At 62.6% G+C, this 12,991-nt stretch carries 12 protein-coding genes; 1 reads left to right on the top strand and 11 read right to left on the bottom strand.

Annotated features, from left to right (window positions below):
- Nucleotides 1-71 precede the first annotated feature (71 nt).
- The 11 genes from coaBC to pyrR form a co-directional block, all read right to left on the bottom strand.
- Complete coding sequence (gene coaBC / locus J7I86_RS00840; RefSeq protein WP_214814903.1) at nucleotides 72-1,328, bottom strand: bifunctional phosphopantothenoylcysteine decarboxylase/phosphopantothenate--cysteine ligase CoaBC; 1,257 nt, start codon at nucleotides 1,326-1,328, stop codon at nucleotides 72-74.
- 27 nt (nucleotides 1,329-1,355) lie between these two features.
- Entirely contained in the window at nucleotides 1,356-1,616 is a 261-nt protein-coding gene (gene rpoZ / locus J7I86_RS00835; protein WP_017197559.1) for a DNA-directed RNA polymerase subunit omega, read from the bottom strand.
- Nucleotides 1,617-1,656: 40 nt separating this feature from the next.
- Entirely contained in the window at nucleotides 1,657-2,229 is a 573-nt protein-coding gene (gene gmk, locus J7I86_RS00830; RefSeq protein WP_214814902.1) for a guanylate kinase, read from the bottom strand.
- A 21-nt stretch (nucleotides 2,230-2,250) separates the two neighbouring features.
- Nucleotides 2,251-2,577: an integration host factor, actinobacterial type gene (gene mihF / locus J7I86_RS00825; protein ID WP_214814901.1), complete on the bottom strand. Its 327-nt coding sequence runs from the start codon at nucleotides 2,575-2,577 to the stop codon at nucleotides 2,251-2,253.
- Nucleotides 2,578-2,675: 98 nt separating this feature from the next.
- On the bottom strand, nucleotides 2,676-3,551 hold the full coding sequence (gene pyrF, locus J7I86_RS00820) for an orotidine-5'-phosphate decarboxylase (protein WP_214814900.1): 876 nt from the start codon (nucleotides 3,549-3,551) through the stop codon (nucleotides 2,676-2,678).
- Entirely contained in the window at nucleotides 3,544-6,852 is a 3,309-nt protein-coding gene (gene carB / locus J7I86_RS00815; RefSeq protein ID WP_214814899.1) for a carbamoyl-phosphate synthase large subunit, read from the bottom strand. The genes pyrF and carB overlap by 8 nt, the downstream gene beginning before the upstream one ends.
- The gene (gene carA, locus J7I86_RS00810; protein ID WP_214814898.1) at nucleotides 6,852-8,099 is read right to left on the bottom strand and encodes a glutamine-hydrolyzing carbamoyl-phosphate synthase small subunit; all 1,248 of its coding nucleotides are present in this window, start codon (nucleotides 8,097-8,099) and stop codon (nucleotides 6,852-6,854) included. The genes carB and carA overlap by 1 nt, the downstream gene beginning before the upstream one ends.
- Nucleotides 8,080-8,601: a hypothetical protein gene (locus J7I86_RS00805; RefSeq protein ID WP_214814897.1), complete on the bottom strand. Its 522-nt coding sequence runs from the start codon at nucleotides 8,599-8,601 to the stop codon at nucleotides 8,080-8,082. The genes carA and J7I86_RS00805 overlap by 20 nt, the downstream gene beginning before the upstream one ends.
- Nucleotides 8,601-9,926, bottom strand: coding sequence for a dihydroorotase (locus tag J7I86_RS00800; protein ID WP_214814896.1), 1,326 nt, complete (start codon nucleotides 9,924-9,926; stop codon nucleotides 8,601-8,603). The genes J7I86_RS00805 and J7I86_RS00800 overlap by 1 nt, the downstream gene beginning before the upstream one ends.
- Complete coding sequence (locus tag J7I86_RS00795) at nucleotides 9,926-10,933, bottom strand: aspartate carbamoyltransferase catalytic subunit (protein ID WP_214814895.1); 1,008 nt, start codon at nucleotides 10,931-10,933, stop codon at nucleotides 9,926-9,928. The genes J7I86_RS00800 and J7I86_RS00795 overlap by 1 nt, the downstream gene beginning before the upstream one ends.
- Nucleotides 10,930-11,514 carry a bifunctional pyr operon transcriptional regulator/uracil phosphoribosyltransferase PyrR gene (gene pyrR / locus J7I86_RS00790; RefSeq protein ID WP_214814894.1) on the bottom strand — a complete coding sequence of 195 codons (585 nt, stop codon included), beginning with the start codon at nucleotides 11,512-11,514 and terminating at the stop codon, nucleotides 10,930-10,932. The genes J7I86_RS00795 and pyrR overlap by 4 nt, the downstream gene beginning before the upstream one ends.
- 110 nt (nucleotides 11,515-11,624) lie before the next feature.
- Here pyrR and J7I86_RS00785 point away from each other — a divergent pair, with 110 nt between their 5' ends.
- The gene (locus J7I86_RS00785; RefSeq protein ID WP_214814893.1) at nucleotides 11,625-12,920 is read left to right on the top strand and encodes a PrsW family intramembrane metalloprotease; all 1,296 of its coding nucleotides are present in this window, start codon (nucleotides 11,625-11,627) and stop codon (nucleotides 12,918-12,920) included.
- Nucleotides 12,921-12,991 lie beyond the last annotated feature (71 nt).

The following is a 12,991-nucleotide window of genomic DNA, read 5'->3' as shown; positions in this document are numbered from 1 at the left end:
CCTTACTGGGTTGCGGGACGGCGGCATCTGCCGTGTGTCCCTTTGCTAAGAATTCGGGTGTGTGGGCTCAGTTACGTGGCCGGGAAGACCCGCGTGAGTTCGGCGCCCACCCGATCAATCACAGCAGCCGCGACGTCGGCCTTTGAGCCGGCGGCCGATTCAGCTGCGGCTCCGTGACCGGAGAGAATGACCACTGAGTTCTCATCTAGGCCGAAAACACGGCCAATGCCCACTTGGTTCACCACCAGGAGGTCGCAGCCCTTGCGCTTGAGCTTGGCCGCTGCATGTTCCAGGACGTCGCCTTGGGCGTCGCCCGTTTCGGCTGCGAAACCGACAATCAACTGCTGGCCACCGCCGGCATTGCGACGCTCCACCAGCTCGTGCAGAATGTCCGGGTTCCGGATCAACCGCACCACAGGTGCGTCCTCGCCGTCGACCTTCTTGATCTTGGTGTCCGAGACCTCTGCCGGACGGAAGTCCGCGACGGCAGCAGCCATAATAACGACGTCGGAGTCCACTGCAGCTTTTAGCGCAGCCTCGCGCAGTTCCAAGGCTGATTCAACGCGGACAAGCTCGACGCCGGCAGGCGGCTGGACGTCCATGTGCGCAGCAAGGAACCGAACTGTTGCTCCGGCAGCCAAAGCCGCCGCGGCCAAAGCTGCGCCCTGTTTGCCGGAGGAGCGGTTGCCCAGGAACCGGACCGGGTCCAACGCTTCCCGGGTGCCACCGGCGGAGATGCTGACCGTACGTCCAGCCAAGGATGTGTGCGCGGCTGGTGCTGCGTCCGGTTCGTCATCCGTAGAAGCCTCAGCCAAAGCCATGGCGGCAGCAAAAATGGCTTCCGGTTCGGGCAGACGGCCCGGACCCGAGTCGGCTCCCGTCAGGCGACCGGAAGCAGGCTCGAGCACCGTCACGCCACGGCTCCGCAACGTCTCAACGTTGGTTTGGGTTGCGGCGTGCTGCCACATTTCCGTGTGCATGGCAGGAGCAAACAGAACCGGCCCGTTGGCCATGAGGAGCGTGTTGGTGAGGAGGTCGCCTGCTTGTCCGGTAGCTGCCTTGGCCAGGAGATCGGCGGTGGCAGGAGCAACCACGATCAGGTCCGCCTCATGCCCCAGGCGGACATGGTTGACCTTCTCGACGTCGTCGAAGACGCTGTTGCTCACAGGGTTGCCGGAAAGGGCTTCCCAGGTGGCCACACCGACGAATCGGGTAGCGGCATCCGTGGGGATGACCGACACCTTGTGACCGGCTTCAGTAAAAAGCCGGAGGAGCGATGCAACCTTATAGGCTGCGATCCCTCCCCCGACTCCGAGGACTATGCGCACGTGACCTCCGTCAACAGGCAGTCTTTGTTATTCTGCGGGCTCGATCGGCGTGGAAACCAGCAGGCCTTCGTTGATCTCGCGCAGCGCGATGGACAACGACTTCTCATTCAGCTTGGTGTCAACCAACGGGCCAACGTACTCGAACAGGCCCTCGTGCAGCTGTGCGTAGTAGGCATTGATCTGGCGGGCGCGCTTGGCGCCGAAGATGACCAGGCCGTACTTGGAATCAGCAGCCTCAAGCAGCGAATCGATCGGCGGGTTGATGATGCCTTCAAGGTTCGTGGACACGAATTCTCCAAATTTTAGCGGGCCAACAAATGCAAGCGCTTTAGCGCTGGTGCGGGGTAAGCCCCATGAGTGAAACAAGCTCGTCCGCTGCCCGGCGAACGTCGTCATTGATGACGGTGTGGTCAAACTCCGGTTCAGCAGCAAGTTCCAGTTTAGCGGTTCCCAGCCTGCGCTGCTGTTCCTCGGGAGTTTCGGTGCCGCGACCCACCAGGCGGCGCACCATTTCGTCCCAGCTGGGTGGTGCCAGGAACACGAAATTCGCGTCCGGGACGGCAGCTTTGACCTGTCGCGCACCTTGGAGGTCAATCTCAAGAAGTACCGACTTTCCGTCGGCGATAGCGGCATCCACGGTGCTGCGGAGGGTCCCGTAGCGGTTTCGGCCATGTACCACGGCCCACTCCAGCAGCTCACCCTCAGCTACAAGGGAGTCAAACTCCTCGGCGGACTTGAAGAAGTAGTGAACCCCGTCCTTTTCGCCCGGACGCGCAGCCCGGGTTGTTGCCGAGACTGAGAGCCAAACCTCCGGATAGTTGTCCCTGATGTAGGTGGATACGGTTCCCTTGCCAACGGCAGTGGGGCCTGCAAGGACAGTCAGTCCGGGTTTCTTGCTCACGGATTCCTTCGGGGAGATGCGTCAAACGCTTTGCTGGGTATCCATAAAATCTACCAGCGCCCGGGCCTGGTGAATTCCCAACCCCCTGATGCGCCGGGATCCCGCAATGCCGATCTCCGCCATGATCCCGGCAGCCCTGACGGGCCCGATGCCGGGCAGGGCCTCCAACAACTCCACTACCCTCATGCGCGCAATGGCTTCATCGGTGGTACCGGAAGAAATGAGCTCCGCTACGCTAACCTCCCCGCGCTTGAGTCTTTCCTTGGCGGCGGCACGCACGGCCCGCGCCTTGGCAGCCTTCTCAAGCGCATCGGAACGCTCCTGCGGTGTCAGCTCTTTAAGGCCCACTGCCAAACCCCTGTCAGATCGCGATTGTGATCCAGATCACGCGGACTGATCCTGAACCTACCGGCAGGGGGCCCGGTTGCGCAATGAGGGTGGGCAACTTACTCCGAGCGAAGCCCGCCCAGCGTCTCTTCTGTAGCGGCACGCAGGCCCGCCAAAGACGGACCAGCAGCCAGGATCCTACGGCTGGAGGTCGCCAGGACGCTGGGGTAGGCGGCGCCGAAAGTCGCTCGAAGATCAGCAGGAGTAGCGCCCTGGGCGCCGAGGCCCGGGGCCAGGATAGCTCCACGGACCGGGGCAAGGTCGATGCCAAGATCCTCCAGCGCGGAACCGATGGTGGCGCCAACAACCAAACCCACAGAACCAAGAGTGCCCTGGTACCGCTGGTTTTCAGCTGCAGTTGCGGCCACAATCCTGCGCGCAACGGAATCGCTTCCGCCGACGTGCTGGACAGACTTTCCTTCCGGATTCGATGTCAGTGCAAGCACGAACACTCCCCTGCCGTACTGCGCAGCAAGATCCAAAGCCGGGCGCAGGGACTCAAAGCCAAGGTACGGGCTCAGGGTCACCGAGTCCGCAGCCAAGGACGAACCATCCCGCAGCCATGCATCCGCGTAAGCCGCCATGGTGGAGCCGATATCCCCACGCTTGGCGTCGGCGATGCTGAGCACGCCCGCCTCCGCGGAGGCGGCGAGGGTGCGTTCCAGAACAGCCATTCCGGCCGAGCCGTGTCGCTCGTAGAGCGCCACCTGCGGCTTGACCGCGGCAGCGAGTGAAGCCACGGCCTCCACCACTGTCAGCGAGAAGCGCTCCAGGCCGGCGACGTCGTCGTTTAAACCCCATTCAGCCAAGAGCTGCGGGTGGGGGTCGATACCGACACAGAGCGGACCGCGGGCCGCCATGGCCGCAGCCAGCCGGGAGCCAAAAGACTCCCGGGCCGGCTGCTGCTCCTGCTGTGGTGAAGCAGACTCAGGCACTGGCTGCTTCCTTTGCTGCCGCGAGGTTGGCCGCATGCTCCTGCAGGCTGGTCACAGACCATTCGTAGGTGCGCAAGGCCTCAATGGCCTGCACGGCGGCGTTGAACTCGGCAACGGTGGTGATGCAGGGAATGCCGATGGACGTGGCAGCGGCACGGAGTTCGTATCCGTCGCTGCGGGCCTCGCCACCGGAGGGCGTGTTGAAGACCATGTCGATCTCGCCCGCGATGACCAGATCAGCAATGGTGCCTTCGCCCTCTGCGCTGCTGCCCTCGGCAACCTTGCGTACCGGAGTCGCCTGGATGCCGTTGCGGCGCAGCACGTCAGCCGTGCCTCCGGTGGAGACGATCTCGAAGCCCAGGTCCGAGAGGCGCTTGACGCCCATGATCACCGAGCGCTTGTCGCGGTTGGCTACTGAGACGAAAATCTTGCCTTCGGTGGGCAGGGCGTTGTTTGCCGCTGCCTGGCTCTTGGCGAACGCCGTGTCAAAGTGCTTGTCGATGCCCATGACTTCACCGGTGGAGCGCATTTCCGGGCCGAGCAGGGAGTCCACAACCTTGCCTTCAGGAGTACGGAAGCGGCTGAACGGAAGGACTGCCTCCTTGACAGCAACCGGGGCGTCCAGCGGCAGGGTGGAGCCGTCACCGGTTTCCGGCAGCATCTTGTAGGCGCCGCGGAGCTGGTTAATGGTCACCCCCGTGCCGATGAGCGCTGCCGCCTTGGCCATTTGCACACCCGTTGCCTTGGAGACGAACGGAACGGTGCGCGAAGCACGCGGGTTGGCTTCAAGGACGTACAGGACATCAGAGGCCAGTGCGAACTGGATGTTGATGAGGCCCCGGACGCCCACACCTTCGGCAATGGCTCGGGTCGCCGTGCGCACCCGCTCTATCACGTTGTTGCCCAGGGTGATCGGGGGAAGCACGCAAGCAGAGTCACCGGAATGGATCCCGGCTTCTTCGATGTGCTCCATGATGCCACCGAGGTACATGTCAGTGCCGTCGAAGAGAGCATCAACGTCAATTTCGACGGCGTCCTCAAGGAAGCGGTCGATCAGCACCGGGTGGTCCGTGGTGATTTCCGTGGCGTTGGCGATATAACGGGAGAGGTTTGCTTCGTCGTAGACGATTTCCATGCCGCGGCCGCCGAGGACGTAAGACGGACGGACCAGCACCGGGTAGCCGATTTCGTCGGCGATCTTCTTGGCGTCCTCGAAGGATACGGCGGTGCCGTTCTTCGGGGAGGTCAGTCCGGCTTCATCCAGGACACGGGCGAACGCGCCGCGGTGCTCCGCCAGATCGATCGCTTCTGGCGAAGTGCCCAAAATCGGAACGCCGGCGTCGGCCAGCTGCTGCGCCAGCTTCAACGGGGTCTGACCGCCAAGCTGCACGAAGACGCCCATGACGCCACCGGTGCGCTCTTCAGCGGCGATGACCTCGAGGACGTCCTCAAGGGTCAGCGGCTCGAAATAGAGGCGCGTGGAGACGTCGTAGTCCGTGGAGACGGTCTCCGGGTTGCAGTTGACCATGACGGTCTCGTAGCCGGCCTTGCGCAGCGCCATGGAGGCATGGACGCAGGAGTAGTCGAACTCGATGCCCTGGCCAATGCGGTTCGGCCCCGAGCCAAGGATGATGACGGAGGGCTTGGCGTGCAGGCCTACCTCATCTTCCTCGTCATAGGACGAGTAGTGGTACGGAGTGTAGGCGGCGAACTCGGCGGCACAGGTATCCACTGTCTTGTAGACCGGACGGATGCCCAGGGCCTGGCGGACGCCGCGGACGACAGCTTCGTTGTTGTGCGTCAGCGCACCGATCTGCTCATCGGAGAAACCATGGCGCTTGGCGTTCCGCAGCATTTCCTCCGTGAGCACGCCGGCCTTGCGGATCTCCTGCGCGGTCTCGTTGAGGAGCTGCAGCTGGTCCAGGAACCAAGGATCGATCTTTGTTGCTTCGAAAAGGTCTTCCACCGTGGCACCGCCCAGCATTGCCCGCTGCACCTGGTGCAGGCGGTCCGTTGTGGGGCGCTTGGCCTTCTCGATGAGCTCGGCAACCTCGTACTCCGGCACGGAGCTGAAGTCGAGCTGCGAGCCCTTCTGCTCCAAGGAACGGAGAGCCTTCTGCAGGGCTTCGGTAAAGTTGCGGCCCATGGCCATGGCTTCGCCAACGGACTTCATGGTGGTAGTCAGGGTGTTATCCGCTGCCGGGAACTTTTCGAAAGCAAAGCGCGGAACCTTCACCACCACGTAGTCCAAGGTGGGCTCGAACGAGGCGGGCGTCTTCTGCGTGATGTCGTTCGGGATTTCGTCCAAGGTGTAACCCAGGGACAGCTTCGTGGCGATCTTGGCAATAGCAAAGCCGGTTGCCTTGGACGCCAGCGCGGAGGACCGGGATACGCGCGGGTTCATCTCGATGACCACTACACGGCCTGTGGCGGGATCAATGGCGAACTGGATGTTGCAGCCGCCGGTGTCCACACCGACTTCGCGGATTACGGCGATGGAAACATCGCGCAGCTTCTGGTACTCGCGGTCCGTCAGGGTCAACGCCGGAGCAACCGTAATGGAGTCACCGGTGTGGACACCCACGGGGTCGAAGTTCTCGATGGAGCACACCACAACGACGTTGTCGTTCTTGTCGCGCATCATCTCCAGCTCGTATTCCTTCCAGCCCAGGATGCTCTCTTCGAGCAGGACCTCGGTGGTGGGGCTGTACTGGAGGCCTTGGCCGACGATGCGGCGGAGGTCTTCCTCGTTGTACGCCAGGCCCGAGCCCAGGCCGCCCATGGTGAAGGACGGGCGGACCACCATCGGGTAGCCGAGGTCCTCCGCAGCAGCGAAGGCCTCGTCCATGGTGTGGATGATGTGGCTGCGTGCAGATTCTGCGCCACAACGCTCCACCACGCCCTTGAACTTCTCGCGGTCTTCACCGAGTTCGATCGCGGCAATGTTGGCGCCGATGAGTTCCACGTTGTACTTCTCCAGCACACCGTTCTTGTCCAGTGCGATAGCCGTGTTGAGCGCGGTCTGGCCACCCAAGGTGGGCAGGATGGCGTCCGGACGCTCCTTGGCGATGATCTTTTCCACCACCTCGGGAGTGATGGGCTCAACGTAGGTGGCATCAGCGAACTCGGGGTCCGTCATGATGGTGGCCGGGTTGGAGTTCACGAGGATGACCCGCAGGCCCTCCTCCTTCAGGACGCGAAGCGCCTGTGTACCGGAGTAGTCGAATTCGGCCGCCTGGCCGATCACAATGGGGCCGGAACCGATGACAAGGACGCTCTTGAGATCTGTACGCTTGGGCATTACTTCTTGTCCTCAGTCTTGGAATCGGTGGAGTTGGCGCCTGTGGCCTTGGACTTGGTGTCGGCCATGAGGTCGATGAAGCGGTCGAAGAGGTAAGCGGCATCGTGGGGTCCGGCCGCGGCTTCAGGGTGGTACTGGACCGAGAAAGCGGGGATGTCGAGGCAGGCGAGTCCTTCGACGACGTCGTCGTTCAACGAAACGTGGCTGACTTCAACACGGCCGAAGCGCTCCTCCGGCGCCACGGTGGAACCGTTCAGCGGCGCGTCAACGGCGAAGCCGTGGTTCTGCGAGGTAATTTCCACCTTGCCGGTCCGGCGGTCCATGACGGGCTGATTGATGCCACGGTGGCCGTAACGGAGCTTGTAGGTGCCGAAGCCCAAGGCGCGGCCCAGGATCTGGTTACCGAAGCAGATGCCGAAGTACGGAAGTTTCTCGTCCAATACCGAGCGCAGCAACGAGACCTGGTGGTCTGCCGTGGCGGGGTCACCGGGTCCGTTGGACATGAAGAAGCCGTCCGGCTTGACTGCGTTGACGTCCTCCAGGGTGGAGGTTGCGGGCAGGACGTGCACGCGCACCCCACGCTCTGCAAAGCGGACGGGTGTCATCGCCTTGATGCCCAGGTCAACGGCCGCGATGGAGAAGCGCGGCTCGCCTTCCCAGCCGTGGTCCTTGGGTTCCACGACGTAGGCCTGGTCAATGGAGACTTCCTCAGCCAGCGCTGCGCCTTCCATGGGGGCACTAGCCAGGACAGCGTTCAGGAGTTCCTTGTCGGTGGCCTGTGCGGCCTCACCGGAGAAAATACCTGCACGCATGGTCTTGTGCTCGCGAAGGTGGCGGGTGATGGCACGGGTGTCTACGCCTTGGATGCCGACGATTCCCTGCTCCACCAATTCTTCATCGAGGCTGCGCTCGGAGCGCCAGTTGGAGGGTCGGCGCGCGGCGTCGCGCACAATGTACCCGGCCACCCAGATTCGGCGGGATTCAGCGTCTTCGCTGTTGACGCCTGTGTTCCCGATGTGCGGAGCAGTTTGGACCACCAGCTGGCGGGCGTAGGAGGGATCGGTGATGGTCTCCTGGTAGCCGGTCATGCCGGTGGCGAAGACTGCCTCACCCAGGGCGGTTCCCTGGGCTCCATAGCTACGGCCGCGGAACATGCGGCCGTCTTCGAGCACGAGTACTGCTGCTGAGGGGGCGGGGGTGGTGGCTGCGTTACTATCCGTCACTTTATTACTTTCCACTATCGGCATCTGCCTGAGGGGCTGCGGAGATCAATTCTTGGAGGGCATCGAGGAGGAGCTGCTTGTCGGTTGCGTGCCTGGAGCGGAATCCGGTGTCGAGTTCACGGGAGCCCAGCTTCCAGTTGATAACCAGGAGTCCGTCCTTTTCGACGAATTTTCCGGCCATGCCGTTGGTTTCGCGGCTATCGACCAGTGCGGAGCGCGGGATGAATACCGGGGCTGCACCGGAACGGTCGAACAGTGCGCCTTCAGCGTGAATGCTCAATTCCGCGTTGGTCCGGATACCGAGGCCTTGGACTGCTATCCGGTCCAGCCAGTCGCCCGCCGTGGTGGTGGCCACGTACTGGCCATCTGCGACCACTGCGGCCGGCGTCAGCTGTTCGGGCACCTCCGGGAGGCGTTCGACGTCGGCTTGTCGCCTCAGCCGGTTCCGCCAGCCCAGCCAGATCATCGCGAGGACGACGACGATCAGCGGCACCGTGATGAGCACGGTCAGAGTTTGGTTGTCCATTAGTTGCTGCTGACTGCCGGGTACCTGTAAGGCGTGTTGAGCTGACCGTCGAGGACCGTGGGGTGGCCTTTGAAGAAGGTTGCCACCACGGATCCGGGCAGCTCCTTGCCCTTGAACGGTGAATTGCGGCCCATGGTTGCCATTTTATGCGGGTCAACGGTCCAACGCGCAGCCGGGTCCACCAAGATGACATTGGCAGGTTCGCCAACCTCCAGCGGGCGGCCCTGATCAACGACGCGCCCAATGACTGCAGGCGTGAACGAGGTCACCCTGGCGAAATCAGCCCAGGTCATGAGGCCGGTTTCGATCATGGTCTCCTGCACCACGGACAGTGCGGTTTCAAGACCGGTCATGCCCATGGCAGCCTGCGCCCATTCACATTCCTTGTGTTCGCTGGGGTGCGGGGCGTGGTCGGTTCCCACGACGTCGATGGTGCCATCGGCCAGGCCCTCCCTCAGCGCCTGAACGTCGGCATCGGTGCGCAGCGGGGGGTTGACCTTGTAGACGGGGTCGTAGCTGCGGACCAGTTCATCAGTGAGCAGGAGGTGATGCGGAGTGACCTCGGCAGTAACGTTGATCCCCCGCGCCTTGGCCCATCGCACGATTTCCACGGATCCTGCCGTGGAGACGTGGCAAACGTGAAGGCGGGAACCCACGTGCTGGGCCAGCAGAACATCGCGGGCAATGATGCTTTCCTCGGCAACAGCCGGCCAGCCGGTGAGTCCAAGTACTGCGGACACTGCGCCTTCATTCATCTGCGCACCGGCGGTAAGGCGGGGCTCCTGCGCGTGCTGGGCCACCACGCCGTCGAACGCTTTGACGTATTCCAAGGCACGGCGCATCAGGACGGGATCGTGGACGCAGATGCCGTCATCGGAGAACATCCGGACTTGGGCGCGGGAGTCCGCCATTGCGCCCAGTTCTGCCAGCTGCTGTCCCGCCAAACCCACGGTGACGGCACCCACTGGCCGGACATCCACCCACCCGGATGCACGACCCAGGCTGTGAACCTGCTCGACGACTCCGGCTGTGTCAGCCACCGGGTTGCTGTTGGCCATGGCGTGGACAGCGGTGAAACCACCCAGGGCAGCCGCGCGGGTGCCGGTCTCCACCGTTTCGGCGTCTTCGCGGCCGGGTTCGCGCAAGTGCGTGTGAACGTCCACCATGCCTGGCAGTGCAACGAGGCCCTGGGCGTCGATCACAGTTGCGTCGTCCGCGGAAAGGTCCTTGCCGCGTGCTTCAATGACGCCGTCACGGATCAAGAGGTCTTCAGCTTCGCCGCCGAGGATGGCGGCCCCACGAATCAGGTAGGTGTTCTCGGCCATCAGTTGGTCTCCTTGCTGGACAGGCTTACGTTGGGGGCGGCTTCACGGGAATCACCGGAGAGCAGCAGGTACAGGGCCGCCATGCGGACCGAGACACCGTTTCGCACCTGAGCGAGAACAGTTGAACGCGGCGAATCGGCGGCTGCCGATGAAATCTCCAAGCCCCGGTTCATGGGGCCTGGGTGCATGATGATGGTGTCCTTCATGCCGAGGTCATCCAGCGCGCGGAGCCGTGCGTCGTCGAAACCCCACCGGCGCGAATACTCGCGGGTTGAAGGGAAGAACGAGGCGTTCATGCGCTCACCCTGGACGCGCAGCATCATCATGGCGTCGGTGCCGGCTTCCAGCGTCTCATCCAGGTTGTAACTGACCTTGCAAGGCCAGCGCTCGACGCCGATGGGCAGCAGCGTGGGTGGCGCCACGAGCGTGACCTCGGCGCCAAGGGTCTTGAGCAGCCAGACATTGGAACGGGCAACGCGCGAGTGCAGGACATCGCCGGCAATCGCTACCCGCATGCCTTTGAGGTCTGCCCCCGTGGACTCAGTGCCGTTGACCTGCGACCAATGCCTACGCATGGTGAAAGCGTCCAGCAGGGCCTGGGTGGGGTGCTCATGGGTCCCGTCGCCGGCGTTGATGACCGCTGCGTCTATCCAGTCCGTAGCAGCAAGCCGGTGCGGCGCGCCGGAGGCCCAGTGCCGGATCACGACAGCGTCCGCGCCCATGGCTGCCAGTGTTTGCGCCGTGTCCTTGAGGGACTCTCCCTTGGATACCGAGGATCCTTTGGCGGCAAAGTTGATGACATCAGCTGAGAGTCGCTTGGCTGCTGCCTCGAAGGAGATGCGGGTACGGGTGGAGTCCTCGAAGAAGAGGTTCACCACGGTCCGGCCGCGCAGCGCCGGGAGTTTCTTTACCTCACGCTCGCCGACCACGGACATTTCCTCGGCCGTGTCCAGCACACGGATGGCATCGAAAAGACTGAGGTTTTCGGTGGAAAGGAGATGTTTCACTTGCCAGCCTCAATAACTACCTCGTTGACGGGGACGCCGTCCACGGAGTCGATCTCCTCGAGGTGGACCCGGACCTTTTCCGATGAGGAAGTGGGCAGGTTCTTTCCCACGTGATCTGCCCGGATGGGAAGCTCGCGGTGTCCCCTGTCCACAAGCACAGCAAGGCGGACAATCCGCGGGCGGCCAAGATCAACCAGGGCATCCAGAGCAGCGCGAATGGTCCGCCCCGAATACAGGACGTCGTCAATCAGGACAACAACTTTGTTATCGATGCCTGACAACGGGAGCCGGGTGTGTCGCGGGGGCCGCGTGGGCTGGTGGGAAAGATCGTCACGGAACATGGTGACGTCCAGTTGGCCCACCATGGCTTCGGCGTTAACCGTGGGGTCGGCTGCTGCGATCTTCCTGGCAAGCCGCACGGCCAATGGATAGCCGCGGCTGGGAATGCCCAACAGGACCAAATCCTGGGATCCTTTGTTGGCTTCAAGGATCTCGTGGGCGATACGAGTGAGCGCACGATCAATGTCCGCCTGATTGAGAACAACCCGCGACGGCACGTGCCCTGAAGTGACTTCAGTCATCGCTCGTCTCCCCTTTCCCCGCCTCACGGGACGGAATTAAAAAAGGAATATTTGCTTTTCAAAGCTACCACAGCACCCCTTTCCCAACTCATCCGAGGCAGCCGCAGCTGGTGAGTTTAAGCTCACAGTCCGTGCCGTGGAATAGGCTCTTGCCCATGACCATGAACCACCACGGCCAACCCGGCGGGCAACCATATCCGCGGCCTTACCTGGAGCCTGGCGCCAACCCCACGTGGATCGGCCGCGTCCAGCCCGGGAACTACCAGCCGGCCCCGGGCAATCCTGCAACTCTCCCCCGCCAAACCTGGGCCATGCCACCAGCGCCGCAAGCACGCCGAACCTGGGGGACGCTTCCCCTGCTCGTCGGGGCAACAGTGCTGGTTCTCGGCAGCATGTTCCTGGTGGTGCCGTTTCTGCTGGGCAACACCGGCATCACCGGTTTTGTGATCGGCTTCATTGCCTCCTTGATTCCGCTCTCCGTGGTGCTCCTGACGGTACGCCTGATCGACCGCTGGGAACCCGAACCAAAGAGGCTCCTGTGGTTCGCTTTCACGTGGGGTGCCGCGGTTTCCATTGCCGGGACACTGCTCATCCAGCCGCTCTTCGCCCTCGCCGCCCCCACCTCCAGCGAAGAAGCCTTCACTTACTTCATGGCAACGGTCCAAGCCCCCATCGTGGAGGAATTCACCAAGTCGCTCGGACTGTTGGTCCTGATACTGGCAGCACGCAAGTACTTTGACGGACCCGTTGATGGGGTGGTGTTCGCCTTCACCATCGCCGCAGGCTTCGCCTTTACGGAGAACATTCTCTACTTCGGAAGGGAAATAGCCTCGTCCACTGATCCAGGCACTGACTTGGTCCGGATCTTCATCCTCCGTGGTGTGATGTCGCCATTCGCGCATGCAATTTTCACGGGGACAACCGGACTGATCATGGGCTTCGCCGCCCGAAAATGGCACACGGGCTATGCACTCCTGGCCTTTTTCATCGGCTTGCTGCCCGCAATTTTCCTGCATAACCGATGGAACAGCATGGGTCAGAACTTCCTGGTGGAATACTTCGTGGTCCAGGTCCCGATCTTCCTCGTGGCAGCGGTGGGAATCATCCTCCTCAGGGTCGCTGAAGGAAAACTCACCCGGCAACGACTCCTCGAATATGCCCGCGCAGGCTGGTTCACTCCGGCAGAAGTGGAGATGTTGGCTACCTCGCGAGGCCGACGACACGCTATTCGCTGGGCATCTTCCCGCGGGCGAGGCAGCAACATGAAATCCTTCATCAAAGGGGCCACCACACTGGCATTTACCCGGCAACGGATTCTCAGCGGCCGCGACGTCCACGTCCATCAGCATGACGAGCTCGAACTTCTCAGGAGCATCCCCTCACTCAGGGCAGCAGTGCTCCAATAACGTAGAAGGACCCGCATCCAGTGGATACGGGTCCTTCTTAATTTCAGGCGGCTACATCCGGCGGCAAAACA

The organism is Arthrobacter sp. ISL-95, from assembly GCF_018613695.1.
Classification (GTDB): domain Bacteria; phylum Actinomycetota; class Actinomycetes; order Actinomycetales; family Micrococcaceae; genus Arthrobacter.
Note: the sequence above shows the minus strand (reverse complement) of the source record. Positions and strands in the feature narration are given on the sequence as shown.

What these genes read in the sequence shown, in the direction of transcription:
- carB (WP_214814899.1), bottom strand. Translation starts at nt 6,852, where the DNA reads ATGCCCAAGCGTACAGATCTCAAGAGCGTCCTTGTCATCGGTTCCGGC.
- carA (WP_214814898.1), bottom strand. Translation starts at nt 8,099, where the DNA reads ATGCCGATAGTGGAAAGTAATAAAGTGACGGATAGTAACGCAGCCACC.
- J7I86_RS00805 (WP_214814897.1), bottom strand. Translation starts at nt 8,601, where the DNA reads ATGGACAACCAAACTCTGACCGTGCTCATCACGGTGCCGCTGATCGTC.
- J7I86_RS00800 (WP_214814896.1), bottom strand. Translation starts at nt 9,926, where the DNA reads ATGGCCGAGAACACCTACCTGATTCGTGGGGCCGCCATCCTCGGCGGC.
- pyrR (WP_214814894.1), bottom strand. Translation starts at nt 11,514, where the DNA reads ATGACTGAAGTCACTTCAGGGCACGTGCCGTCGCGGGTTGTTCTCAAT.